Source organism: Thalassobacillus cyri, from assembly GCF_900107755.1.
GTDB classification, from domain to species: Bacteria; Bacillota; Bacilli; order Bacillales; family Halobacillaceae; genus Thalassobacillus; species Thalassobacillus cyri.
The window spans coordinates 31,387-44,293 of the sequence record NZ_FNQR01000016.1 but is presented as its reverse complement, the minus strand read 5'-3'; the positions used below and the strand labels follow the sequence as shown (position 1 = coordinate 44,293).

The 12,907-nt window shown below is 43.2% G+C and carries 13 protein-coding genes; 4 read left to right on the top strand and 9 right to left on the bottom strand.

Translation table 11 applies throughout. The annotated features are described in order from the left end of the window. Positions 1-14: 14 nt before the first annotated feature. The gene (locus BLV00_RS16565) at positions 15-1,664 is read right to left on the bottom strand and encodes a right-handed parallel beta-helix repeat-containing protein (protein WP_176791661.1); all 1,650 of its coding nucleotides are present in this window, start codon (positions 1,662-1,664) and stop codon (positions 15-17) included. A gap of 313 nt (positions 1,665-1,977) precedes the next feature. On the opposite strand from BLV00_RS16565, the gene BLV00_RS16560 reads away from it, so the two are divergent. Then, positions 1,978-2,526 (top strand): DUF3267 domain-containing protein, encoded by a 549-nt coding sequence (locus tag BLV00_RS16560; RefSeq protein WP_093046079.1) that lies wholly within the window; start codon positions 1,978-1,980, stop codon positions 2,524-2,526. 126 nt (positions 2,527-2,652) lie between these two features. Then, positions 2,653-2,838 (top strand): hypothetical protein, encoded by a 186-nt coding sequence (locus BLV00_RS16555; RefSeq protein ID WP_028781956.1) that lies wholly within the window; start codon positions 2,653-2,655, stop codon positions 2,836-2,838. 99 nt (positions 2,839-2,937) lie between these two features. Here BLV00_RS16555 and BLV00_RS16550 read toward each other — a convergent pair whose 3' ends face one another. After that, positions 2,938-3,021: a YjcZ family sporulation protein gene (locus BLV00_RS16550; protein WP_037985558.1), complete on the bottom strand. Its 84-nt coding sequence runs from the start codon at positions 3,019-3,021 to the stop codon at positions 2,938-2,940. 189 nt (positions 3,022-3,210) lie between these two features. Between BLV00_RS16550 and BLV00_RS16545 the strand changes: the two genes are divergently transcribed. Further along, positions 3,211-4,125 (top strand): peptidylprolyl isomerase, encoded by a 915-nt coding sequence (locus tag BLV00_RS16545; protein WP_093046078.1) that lies wholly within the window; start codon positions 3,211-3,213, stop codon positions 4,123-4,125. A gap of 147 nt (positions 4,126-4,272) precedes the next feature. On the opposite strand, the gene BLV00_RS16540 is transcribed toward BLV00_RS16545, so the two are convergent. From BLV00_RS16540 to BLV00_RS16520, 5 genes are all read right to left on the bottom strand, one after another. Next, entirely contained in the window at positions 4,273-4,470 is a 198-nt protein-coding gene (locus tag BLV00_RS16540) for a sporulation YhaL family protein (protein ID WP_028781954.1), read from the bottom strand. A 66-nt stretch (positions 4,471-4,536) separates the two neighbouring features. After that, positions 4,537-5,484 (bottom strand): 3'-5' exoribonuclease YhaM, encoded by a 948-nt coding sequence (yhaM, locus tag BLV00_RS16535; RefSeq protein ID WP_093046077.1) that lies wholly within the window; start codon positions 5,482-5,484, stop codon positions 4,537-4,539. A gap of 146 nt (positions 5,485-5,630) precedes the next feature. Continuing rightward, positions 5,631-6,191 (bottom strand): GbsR/MarR family transcriptional regulator, encoded by a 561-nt coding sequence (locus BLV00_RS16530; protein ID WP_245729000.1) that lies wholly within the window; start codon positions 6,189-6,191, stop codon positions 5,631-5,633. Between the two features lie 70 nt (positions 6,192-6,261). Continuing rightward, positions 6,262-9,198, bottom strand: coding sequence for an ATP-binding protein (locus tag BLV00_RS16525; protein WP_093046075.1), 2,937 nt, complete (start codon positions 9,196-9,198; stop codon positions 6,262-6,264). Positions 9,199-9,214: 16 nt separating this feature from the next. After that, the gene (locus BLV00_RS16520; RefSeq protein WP_093046074.1) at positions 9,215-10,435 is read right to left on the bottom strand and encodes a metallophosphoesterase family protein; all 1,221 of its coding nucleotides are present in this window, start codon (positions 10,433-10,435) and stop codon (positions 9,215-9,217) included. Positions 10,436-10,553: 118 nt separating this feature from the next. On the opposite strand from BLV00_RS16520, the gene BLV00_RS21745 reads away from it, so the two are divergent. Continuing rightward, a complete protein-coding gene (locus tag BLV00_RS21745) occupies positions 10,554-10,706 on the top strand; it encodes a YuzL family protein (protein WP_143030740.1) in 153 nt (50 codons plus the stop codon). Between the two features lie 52 nt (positions 10,707-10,758). Here BLV00_RS21745 and BLV00_RS16515 read toward each other — a convergent pair whose 3' ends face one another. Further along, a complete protein-coding gene (locus tag BLV00_RS16515; protein WP_093046073.1) occupies positions 10,759-12,015 on the bottom strand; it encodes an ABC transporter permease in 1,257 nt (418 codons plus the stop codon). Then, positions 12,008-12,907 (bottom strand): ABC transporter ATP-binding protein, encoded by a 900-nt coding sequence (locus BLV00_RS16510; RefSeq protein ID WP_093046072.1) that lies wholly within the window; start codon positions 12,905-12,907, stop codon positions 12,008-12,010. The genes BLV00_RS16515 and BLV00_RS16510 overlap by 8 nt, the downstream gene beginning before the upstream one ends.

Genomic DNA, 12,907 nt, shown 5'->3' with positions numbered 1-12,907 from the left:
CTTTTGTGTGCTATTTATCCTATATTACCATTTGTTGACATACCATCGCAAAGTTCCAAACCTATTCCGGCGGCATTGTTTCCTACTGCTAACGCATTGGTTGTGCATACCGCAGTATAAATGGCGCACGCCATCTGAAAACCCGGCTCCCGATTACTGAAGATGTTGCCGACTAAGGATATCCTGTTGCAGGAAGATGTCACACGAATTCCTTGGCTTTCCGACGCATAGTCAGCTCCAATACCGGTCAAGCGATTATTACTGATTGTCGTGGTATCATTCCCGGTTATCCAGATTCCATGACCACCGACATGCGACAAAGCATTATTTGCAATCGTCAAGTCGCGGTTTCCCGTAAATGCCTCAATGCCAGTGCTCGATATTGATCTGATGATATTGCCTGTCACATTCACCATCGTGGTTGCCGTCAACTTGATTCCTTTTTCGGCACTCACAATGATATTATCAGTCAGGCTCGACTGAGTAACGTGGGCAAGATAGATCGCATTCGTAGAAGCAGAGCCTTCGATCGTATTGCCAGTGACACTTACTTCGAGCATGTCATGGCGTTTATCCCCGGTTATACTCATCACTGATCCATGAGCACCAGATTTGATGAAATGGTTTCCCTGGATCGTCACCCTTTTCACCTGGTTGCTGTCATTCGTTTGATTCCCAAATATATCTTCGCTGTCCACTTCATCATCGCCGTAGTAGTTCGGATCGACGGAAAGCCCTGCGCCGCAGCCATCGAAGATATTGCCAGTGATCGTAACATCTTCCCAGGAGTAAGCACGTATTCCCCACTGCAGGGTGCCAGTGATAATGTTATTCGATATGATAATCCGCTTGTGCCATCGATCTGCTGTTGCTGAATGCGAGCCAATCGCTCTTCCCCAGCTCCCTAACCGGTCACTAGAACCGAAATAACAATTGGTAATCATTACATCCTGACAAGGTGTATGATCGAAATGGGATTTCTTCCAGGGAAACACCCCGCTGCTTTTCATTAAATCGAGCTGGATGGCTTCTGAATAGAACTTGCGCTTTCTGGGGGCCATGCCGATAAACTTGCAGCCATCAATCAACACATTCATGGAAGAATTGATTTCCATTCCATGACCTGGGGAAACATCCTTGATTGTCAAGTCCCTGAAAATCAGATTTTTCGCATGACCAAATACAAAACTTGTCCCGCCTAAATACCGGTGACCATTATTATCCCAAATGCCACCGATGATGGTAATGTTGCCGTTTCCCTCATACCCAGTATCACTGCTGTTTTTCTCGATATTCTTGAGCATACCGCGATGGTGCACTTTATTGAATATGGCCTTCGGGTGGCACTCGATCCGTGTACCTTCATGAATCATCAACGTCGATGTAAGTTTATATACACCTGCTGGAAAATAAAGAGATATTCCGTTCTTAGTTCTCTTTGCTTCCTCCAACAGCGATTGGATACCGGAAGTATCATCGTGCTTACCATTCCCTTTGATACCGGGCATACTTGCTGCTATATAATGCCTGCTATCCTTACCGGTTTTCTGTTCGACCGTTCTCAGTCTTTCTCTTAAACGAGCTGTCAATAATGCTTCACCAGGGTCATCCGCACTGGTGCGGTCGGGTTTGTTTCGCTTCAGGATATCGCTGTATTTCCCCATCGTCATCTCTCCGTTTCTTTCTTCAAATCGTTCCTCTCCAAAACTCTTATTCCTATATTTATGTAAACTTCCTTATTTCTTTATCCATAACCTGTTTTTCACGTTTCAAACGTGGTATACATAGTCGTGACAACTACTGTCATGGCAGTTTATAAACTCTTTTATATTTTTTTGAGAAAACCTATTGCTTTTTCTCTCAAAACATACTATTATTCCATTTGTGCTACTCAATACATAACGGTTCAACCCAAATATCATAGAAACATTCCTTACTAATGTTTCATTCATTTTTGTAGTAAAGGGGGATTCTGAGATGAACTGCTGGAAAACAGTAAACATCACTAAGGATTTCGGTAATAATCGCATTTATCTCACATCCTTTCTTACAGGGTTGTTAGCATTTCTAATTTTGTATCTGCCTTTTTCGTTATTACACCTGACGCATGATGTAAAAGATCATGGATTCATTCCATTGCTGGTCATTCTTTTTTTCTTGCCGTCACTTCATCGAATGATGCATATACTGCCTTTAGTTCTTGCTAATAAACGCGTAAGGGTGAAATGGAAATTCAGGAGACGATTGATTCCAACATTCGATTACCGGTGTCAATCAAAATTATCTAAAAAAACATCTATTTTCATGGCGTTGGCACCAACATTATTCATCACCCTTCCAGGTTTGGCGTTGAGTTATGTATTTCCTGGATATTTCGCTTATTTTGTTCTGTTTTCAGCTGTGAATATCGGATTATCGTTTACCGATTTCCTATATTTGAATCAATTCATCCGGGCTCCTCGCCGCTGTGTCATTGAAAATGCTAAAGATGGCTATGATATTTTAATCAAACGTAAAAGCTCATAAATATAGATAAGTATAGGAAGGGTGCTGATTCAGCGCCCTTCTCTTGTTTTTTAAACATAAATTCTGTTCAAAAAGACCATTTTTTGATAAAGTAAGTGAATAAGGAATAAAGGAGGTATTTCAGCAGTGGCATTCGTGTTTATTCTATACGCCTTAATTATCCTATTCATCATCAATTCTCTGACACATTCCTTATGTATGAAGACTAACATGTCTAAAGAGAAGCAGCCGCGCGTATTCCGTACCATCAATGTTCTGATAACGATCTTATTGATATCCTCTTATGTAGAAGTATTGAACGCGGCGGCTTAATATGATGATTCCACTTATAAAAACAGCACAGAATAAAAAAAGCCAGACGCCTGAATCGGCGTCTGGCTTTCTTATTAAACCATTAAATCCTGTCAGGGATTACAGCCATGCTGCCCCTACAATAATGAGCAAAATGAATAACACGACGATCAAAGCGAAACCGCCACCATATCCTCGACTCATAACCTCACCCCCTTATGTGATACGTACAGTATCCTATGCAGCGGGGCGCAATGATGGATAGGCGTTTGCCCCCTATCCCTTATCTTTTGAAAAATATACTAGTTTTTGTTAATGCGTATATGTTATATTATGTCATAGGTTGTTTGCCTTACGTCTAGAATTTAAATACATAATAGGGGTGTATGAGAAATGAATAAGTTTGCAGTTGCAGCTACACTTGCAGCAGGAGTTTTAACCTTATCTGCTTGCAATTCTGATTCAAAAGAAACCAGCGAAGCAGTAGTTGAAACAAAAAATGGCGAAGTGACAAAAGAAGAGTTTTATGAAGCGTTGAAAGATCAGAATGGTGAAGCAGTTCTTCAGCAATTAGTCATGAAAGAAGTGCTTTCAGATAATTATGAAGTAACCGAAGAAGAAGTAAATAAAGAATTAGAGAACATGAAAGAGCAATACGGAGAACAATTCGATATGATCCTTCAGCAGAATAACTTTAAAAGCGAAGAGGACTTCAAGGATATGCTCCGTCTCAGCCTGCTTCAAGAAAAAGCAGCAATGGAAGATGTAGAAGTTTCTGAAAAAGAAATGAAAGATCATTACAATAAAATGAAAACGCAGATCCAGGCGAGTCATATTCTTGTCGATAATGAAGATACCGCTAAAAAGGTAAAGCAGCAGCTGGAAGAGGGAGCAGACTTCAAAAAGCTGGCTGAAAAATTCTCAACTGACAAAGCCTCTCTCGAAAATGGTGGAGACCTTGGATTTTTCGGGCCAGGAGAAATGACCGCGAAATTCGAAGATGCAGCTTATGCGCTTGAAGAAGGCGAAATCAGTGAACCGATTAAAACAGAATTCGGCTACCATATCATTAAGAAAACCGGTGAAAAGAAAGCTGAAGATGTAGGTTCTTTTGAAGAAGAAAAAGATACCATCAAACGTCAATTGGCTTCTAAGAAAGTTGACCAGACAAAACTACAGGCTAAAATGGATAAAATGATGGAAGATGCAAATATCAAAGTCAAAGACGAAGAGTTCGAAGGGTTATTCGATAAGCCAGAACAACCTGCCCAAGGGGACAGTGGCTCTAAAGAAGACGCACAAGGATAAATCGTATAATTTAAACTCAGAGCTAATGCTCTGAGTTTTTCTTTTTAAAAGCTATTTATAAAACTGCCTATTGTTGTAGAAAAAAGCTGTCTGCAAAAGGCTTCACCTTTACAGACAGCTTCATCATAAGGAGGAAATAATAGCAAATCAACCTGAAGCAACAGACTTCTTATGTTTTCTTTGCTCCTTCTCTTCTTCCATCCGCCTGATATAGACCTGGCCTTCGCGTTCGATGAACTGACGCTCGAGTTTTTGCTCAGCACGCATCGCCTTGTAAGCCATATACCCACTCAGAAAGATGAACAGGATGCAAAAGAATACCCAAATTGGAATTCCGAATAACATGGCATGATCCTCCCTGTCGGCTTTGTTCTATATTTATGCGGACAAGCGGACGGATATGCCAATCGGTTAATTATCTTCAAATAATGGTTTATAAAAGGTCCGTTGTTCCATCGCGAATAACCGTTCGGTAAATTCTCCAGGCTCTACTTTATCCAGGGCACGGTCCAGCATATTCATTTTGGCATCCATTAAATCAATCAAATGAAGCACTTCCGCTTCACGGACAAGGGGCGGTTTAGGGCTGCCCCATTCACTCTTACCATGATGGGAAAGCACAAGGTGTTGAATGATCGTCACTTCCTCCCCCTCAATCTTCAACTCTTCTGCAGCCTGGCCAATCTCCTGAATCATCATCGGGATATGTCCAATCAGTTTGCCTTCTATGGTATAGTTAGGAGCCGCGGCACCGGACAGCTCTTTCAATTTCCCTAAATCATGTAGAATAACTCCTGCGTATAACAAATCTTTATTCAGCGACGGGTAGAGCTCCTTCAACAGGCGAGCGAGATTCAACATCGATACGATATGATGCGCCAATCCGGACACATAAGCATGGTGATTTTTAGTTGCAGCAGGATAAGTCAATAATGCTTCCTGATACTTTTGGACAAAATACCGGACCAGTCGCTGAATGTTAGGGTTTTTCATTTCAAAAATAGCTTCCGTAATCCGCTCCATCAAAGCTTCCTTTTTGATCGGTGCTTTTTCAACAAAGTCTTCCGGCTTCACCCCATCTGTTGCCTGAACGGGGCGAATCGACTGGATTTTCAATTGCGGTCGTCCGCGGAAACTTGTTACTTCTCCACTTAGCTTTACTAGTTCCTCTGCCTGGAATAATGTCTCATCTTCTGGCGTGGCTTCCCAAAGCTTGGACTCGATCTCTCCTGTGGCATCTTTCAATATTAACGTAAGAAATGGCTTGCCATTACTTGCCACTCCTTTGCTGGCAGACTTGATCATCATGAAGCTGTCAAAACCATCCCCTACACTATAATAGGCAATTCCTTTTTTCACCGAATCTCCTCCCCAATTTCCAACAAAAAAAGATCATACCTTATATTTACGACTAACTTGATATGAAAAAGTCTTTGTAAATTAAACTATGATCATACTATTTGTCATTCCCGCGTTATATCGCTGAATTATATTTTTCGTAATCACTATTTCTCTGGCTGATCGAACTTCGGAACGTACTTGAAGATTTCCCCTGATTCCACGACACGTATAAACTCCATCAGCCATCGATAATAATTTTGTGCATAACGAAGGCGTTCGATATCCGAGTAAATCTTTTCTTTCAGCTGCTCATCCTCCGCTTTACAGGCGATTTTTTCCAGTTTATCTATCGTTTCTTCCGCTTCCTCGATATTCGTCTCTGTATGATGCCGCCACCGGCTTCCGAATAGTGTGGTGAATGATTTATACCAATCTTCTTCTGATTTATATAAATCCTTACGCACACCCCGTTTAAACGCAGGTTCCACCATCTTCATATCTGACAACGCCCGGACGCCGGTAGACATACTCGTCTTACTCATTTCAAGCGCATCCCTCATCTCATCCAGGGTCATCGGATCCTCCGCAAAATAAAGGACACCATATAAGCGGCCAATTGATGGTGTAACCCCATAAAGACTCATGTTTTTTGCGATAACCTGAATGAATTTTTCCAGAGTTTCTTCATATTTACTCCATTCTGTTTGTTGATCTTTTTTTGCCACAGGAAAACCCTCCATTATCCATCACAATCTGACCCTATAATCTGAACACATTTTACCATTAATATTTTTATTAAGCGAACTCTCCTGTTATTTGGTCTGCTAATTGGATAGCACGACTTTCTTTCGCTTCCTCAGCTAATTCTTTCCTGGTAGTAAATAAGAAAACCTGATGATGCTTTGACATCTCATCCAGTATTTCCATCATGACGCTTGTCCGTGTATGGTCAAAATGCACAAAAGCATCATCGATGAAAAACGGCAGTCGTTCCTTTCGGGAGAGAACCGCACTCAAGGAAAGGCGAAGGGCGATATAGAGTTGGTCTGCTGTTCCCCGGGACAGTTCGGAAGCGTCAAAATTCCATCCAGAAGCAGCTTCAATCTGAAGCTTCCCTTCTTCGGGATGAAAATAAACCCGTTTGTACTGTCCGTTAGTCAGTTTATCAAACCATCCGGTAGCACGGTCCAATACCTCTGGTAAGTATGAATGCTGGTATATTTCCTTTGTCCTTGATAACAACTGGTAAGCCGCCTGAAGAACGGCCCATTCTCGTGCTTCCTCACGTAGTTCATCACGCTCTGTCTGTAACTGATAGCGTTTATAGGAAAATTGTTCGGCACCTTCCAATTGTGCCAGCCTGCTATGAATATCTGCAAGCTGTTGCCGTATGTCTTCTTGTTCTGCTTCCAGCTGTTCCTGCATCTTCTGTTGCTCTATTTTATCCCTTTCCAGCTGTTGATAATCAGGGAAGGCTTCGAACACACGATATTCCTGTACATCGTTTTGTTTTAAAGTGGCAGCCAACTGTTGCTGTAATTCTTTCTGCTTCTTGCGGTGTTCTCTTGCTGTTGCAACAAAAACGGCGATCTGAAGAAATTCCTGCTCTGTGTCCACTCCACCCTGCTCCAGTAAAGCTTGTCGTTCTTTTGCATAAGGAATCATACGTGTGTGTACTTGCTTCAACTTATCTTGCAGCTCTTCCTTTTGATTCTCATATTGCTGTAACTTCGATTTTATTTCTTTATTCTGATCGTTTATATAGGACAATTCAGATAAAAGAGCAGAAATCTGGTTATCTATCCATTCCCATCCTATTTCTTTTAAAAACCTCTCTGCTTTAGCCCGATAGGAACGCAGCTCCTGCTCGATTGTATCGATTTCCTTTTTAGCTGCCTGATACCCTCTATATTTTTCTTTCAATGGTTTAAGGGCATGGTAAAGTTTGAACCAATGGCCGCATTCCACGTTGCTTAAAAATGGATAACGCGTACGGTGTCTCTGCAGTATCTGGTCTAATCGTTCCCTTCTGGAAGATAGCGTCTGGGCTTGTTCATCTGTTTTCATTCTCTCTGCAGCAAGACGCTGACGTTCCTCGTGCATCCGCTTCAGCTGATACAAAGCTTCTTCATGACGGTCAACTTTATTTCGCACTGCCTGGTATTCTTCCTGAGAAAGGTAACTTCCGGTTGGATTATTTTCCGAATCAGGCATATCAGCGGAAGACTGTTTATAAATGTAAAAACCGCCAAGGAGCATCAATCCTGCAAAAATAGCAATTGGAATCGAAGACAGCAGCCAGGATGCCAATAATCCTGCAGCAGACAAGCCTGCTGTCAGGGAAAACACCCTTTTTGCCTGCTGGCTGCGTTTTTCCAACATCGTTGATAACACATCCCTGTCTTTCCTGCTCTCGAAACGCTGCCTTTGTTCATATGCCTCGAGGTCAATGATATAATCCCGGTACGTTTGCTCTGATAAGAGAGCTTCTTCAAGTGCAGCATGACGTTGTTTTGCATGTGTTTCCTCTGATGACAGCTGTCGTTCCTGATCGACGAGCCGTTCTCCTTCATTCTCCAGGCTCTCTTTCTGCTTAGCTGCCTGGTTCCATTCCTCTTCTAAATAGAACGGGAAATCGTAAATGTCCAATTCGTCGAGGCTTAAATCAATAGCTAAATCTTCTAACTCACGGGTAAGCCTGTGCTCCAATTGCCGGACTCGCTCGTTAAGGTTGTCATTGTTTCGGATTACGTCCTCCACAGAAGGAATTTCTCCTATCAAGGCCTCCAGCTTGTCACGGGATGCTTCCGGAAACTGCTGTGCTTGAAGTTCAGCCAGCTTCTGTTCTGTTTCTTGTAATGTCTCTTCGATCAATTGCCGTTCACTTTCCAAAGGAAGCAGCTGTTCTTTAATCGCAGCCAGTCTTTCTTTACCATCAACAGGAAAGTTTTCGGGATAAGCTTCAGCTGCATTAGCGTGCTGGTGGTAGGCTGTCACTAAATCCTTCACTTGTAGTAAACGCTGTTGCCGGAATAGAACTTTCTGAACCGACGCTTTCTTCTCACGCAACTCTTCCATCTTTGCTTGTAATTTTCGTTGCTCTTCCTTCAACTGTTGATAAGAGCCTTCTTCCTGCTCCATCTCCCGCAACTCTTTGGCAGATTGATTTATCTTCTCGAGCCGTCGATTGATGAGCGGTTTCTTCCCGTGGGGTTTAAAAAGTCCAGCGAGCTGCTGGTCTAGTTTCTTTTCGGTATCCTTGATCTGTGCCGATCCGGTCAATCCGATATTCAGCAACGTCTCTCCCAAGTCCTGTTGCTCCATATGATGAATATCGGTAAGGTCACTGGCTTCAAAGGAAAAAATCGCTTCATAGGAAGCACGTTCCATCCCTATCAATGAGGCCAGGTAGCTCTCATCCCTTTCTTCCCCATTCGGCAGCCGACAGACAGCCGCCCCGTTATGGCGATCATGGACACGCTCAACCATCACTTTTTTTCCGCTTTCCATGAGGAGTTCCATTCTTCCGCCGATCGGACCACCTGTTTTCGGCTGGAAATATTCCCGTTGTTTCGGCGTCAATCCGAACAGCATAAATAATAGGAACTTTCGAAGTGTCGATTTTCCTGCCTCATTATCTCCCAACATGACTGGAAAATTTCCGCTATGGAGGTCAAGCTCAAAATTCTGCCATTTTCCGAAACCATAAATATGTAAATAAGTTATTTTCACCGGTTCCCCTCCTCCCTCATTTCAGTAATTCCATCAACACTAAATCCTTCGCTTCTTTCAACACTTGCTTTTTTTCATCATCTGACATCCTGTCGAGGTATTTTCTAGCGGTGCGGTGGCGGTATAAGGGGTCCAACCAGGCTTCCATATCGCCTAAAGCTTCATATTGCCGTAGTACTTCTCCGACAAAATGCTTCTCCTGTTTCAAATCTTTCTCATTCCAGGATGGCATAACATCAAGCGTGATATCACGGATCCATACCCACTGGCTCTCTGCCTGTTCTTGCTCATTAAGCCACTCCAGCAATGCCGCTATGTCATTTTTATTATGCCAGAGGGCTGCCAGTTCCTCACCGCCGGTTAGATGGAGATGGATAATGGCTGGACCTGTCTGACGCCATTGTTCCATTTTCGCTGCAAGAAACTTTTCCAATCCATTGAAGCTGTCTGCTTCTGTTTCCAGCGTAATGTTATAGAATTGAAAGGTATGTAATGGCAGGAACGTCAAGGTTGTGCTGGCAGGGTCCATCTCCACTAAGTAACAGCCTTTCTCGCCAGTTTCTTTGATGGAACGACCCTGGATATTACCGGGGTATACGATGTAGGGCGCTTCTGATAAAATTTCACGTTTATGGATATGACCGAGCGCCCAGTAATCCATATCCTGTTCTTTCAGTTCTCTCACACGGAAAGGAGCATATACATCATGATCGGAATTGGTTTCGATACTTCCGTGTAGCATCGCGATATGATATTTTCCTTCGTCTATACGTCGGAACTCTGCTGCTTTTCTCTCTTTCACGGCCCGGTGATGATAACTGAAGCCATAAACAACAGCTGCCGGCTCACCATTTTTATAAAAAGATTGATTGGTCACATGTGGCTCCGTGAACAGATGGACATTTTCCGGGTATTCAACCGGGTGGAAAACCGCTGATAAATAATCATGATTCCCATGGCTGACGAATACTTCGATGCCATGCTCGTCGAGCATCTGGAAGGCATCACGCAGTCTGATTTGTGCCTTCAGGCTTCTTACTTCATGATCGAATAAGTCTCCTGCTATCAGGATAAAGTCTACCTGGTGGACGATGGCCTGCTCTACTAGTGACTGCAAGGCTGTAAACGTACTATCTCTTATTTGCTGTTCTATCATGGATGGAAGTTCTCCTATCCCCTTAAATGGACTGTCGATGTGCAAATCGGCACAATGGAGGAATTTGATTTGATCGGTCATACGCTCGTCCCTTTCTCCTTATTTCCTTTCATTGTAGCAAAGCCAAAAAACGAATGCACGTTCGATAGCAATTTTTCTGAAAGATGGGAAATGCTAAGTCTAAGGAGGTGCCTGGACAATGCCAAAACAAAAGAAAGATCCATCGGAACGAGCGAAAAGCGCGGCCAGCGTCAAAGGAAAGAAAAACCAGGGTCCTGTCGACCCATTCGTGGACGAGCCGGAACACCAGACGACGAATATGCAATACGGCAAAAAGAACATGGGAGAATGAATATAAATAACCGCAAGCAACGGAGACTCCATGCTTGCGGTTGTGTTGTATTTTATTCTTTTTTTGATAGCTGTATGGCTGCTTTGATATCTTTGAGTGACGATGATTTTCCATACATCAGGACACCGCCACTGTAAATGCGCGCCCCGATAATCGCCATTATTAGTATGGTTAAAATCAAAATACCGATGGATAAGCCGACTTCCCAAAAAGGAAGGTCCAGCATCCCAACCCGTAAGAACATCAGCATCGGTGTAAAGAATGGGATAAAAGAGGTTACCGTTACAAACCCGGAATCCGGAGCGTTAAGGCCGAACATGGCAATCATGAAAGCCGCCACAATCACCAATGTCATCGGTGCAATTAACTGCTGTGCATCTTCAAGCCGGCTGACCAATGAACCAAGCATGGCTGCAAGCGTTGCATATAATAGATAGCCAAGAATGAAAAATACGATCAGATAAATAAATAAACTTACCTTCAAATCGTCCAGCCCGAAGTATTCAAAAATCCCTCCAGTCATCACATCCTGATTCATTTTTACCGCCTGAAAGCCGACCACCATGAATAACGTAAGCTGCGTCAACCCAAGTAGTGCGACTCCGATGATTTTAGCGAACATTTGAGCAACTGGTGAGGCACTTGAAATCAATATTTCCATGACCCTGCTCGACTTTTCCGTGGCTACTTCCATGGCAATCATGTTTCCATACATGAGCACAGCAAAGTACATGACAAATAGCATGACATAGACAAGTCCGCGTGCTTCGCTCAACTCTTCCTCTGTCTTGGCATTTTCCTCTAAAGCAATCGTATCGAAATGGACCGGGGAGGAAATCTGCTGAAAAACAGCCGGGTCGATATCAGCTTGATCTGCCGCTATCATTACTTTCAACTGCTGCAAGGCATCCCGGATTTTATTGCTTAGTGTCGTATTGGCAATCTGATTGGCATAAAAGGTTGCAGACGGTATTTCATTTTCTGCCGTCAGTTCCACAAACGCCTGATACTCCCCATCCTGGACAGCCTGCTCTGCTTCTTGTTTTGAGCCATCAAATGCTGCTAAATCAACGGAAGCCTTCTGCATATCCAGTTGATTCTGCAGCGGCTCGATCAAGCTATGCTTATCACCAATGACCGCAACTTCCTGACTATCGCCTCCTTCACTACCAGTGAACTTCTCAGCGATTGTTTGGAAGTTTGCCAGACCAATAACCAATAACAGCGTCACACCGGTAGTGATCAGAAACGACTTTGATTTCAACCGGTTCATATACGTATGGGTTAACATAATCCAAAATTTATTCATAAGAAGCACCTACTTTTTCGATGAAAATGTCGTTCAAAGACGGCTCTTCTAACTCAAATAGACGTACAAAACCTTTTCCATGGAGGGTATCGAATACAAGCTGGGCTACGGATTCATTTTCAATTTGCAGCTCACAGCCTTCTCCAGTCTGCTTGTATTTTACAACTCCCGGTACTTCTTTCACGTGTTCAACATCGAAATCTGCGTGGATGCGAAGGTTCTTCTTGCCGAACGATCGTTTGATTTCTTTCAGTTTGCCTTGGACTACTGGACGCCCTCTTTGTAAAATGCACAAGTGCTCGCACAATTCCTCGACATGCTCCATCCGGTGGGAGGAAAAGACGATGGTGGTGCCCTGCTCTTTCAAATCGATGACCGCCTTTTTCAATTGCTCGACATTGACCGGGTCTAACCCAGAAAACGGTTCATCTAATATCAACAGTTCCGGTTTATGTATGACAGCGGAAATGAACTGGATCTTCTGCTGGTTTCCTTTGGACAATTCCTCGACTTTTTTCTCTTTATATTCCGGTATGTGGAAACGGTCAAGCCAGCTGTCCAGCTGCCTGAGTGCCGATTTTTTCTCCATCCCTCTTAATCTGGCTAAGTAGACAAGCTGGTCTTTCACTTTCAGTTTCGGGTACAGCCCACGCTCTTCCGGCAGATATCCGATCAGATGGCTTTTCTCGTAGCTGATCGTCTCATTATTCCAGGAAATAGATCCGCCTGATGGATCAAGGAGTCCAAGAATCATCCGAAAGGTCGTCGTCTTGCCAGCACCATTCCCTCCCAAAAATCCGAACATCTCTTTCTCTGGTATGGTAAGTGATAAATGATCGACTGCCACAGCATGGCCAAACCGTTTAGTCACTTGATGCAATTGTAGTGTCAT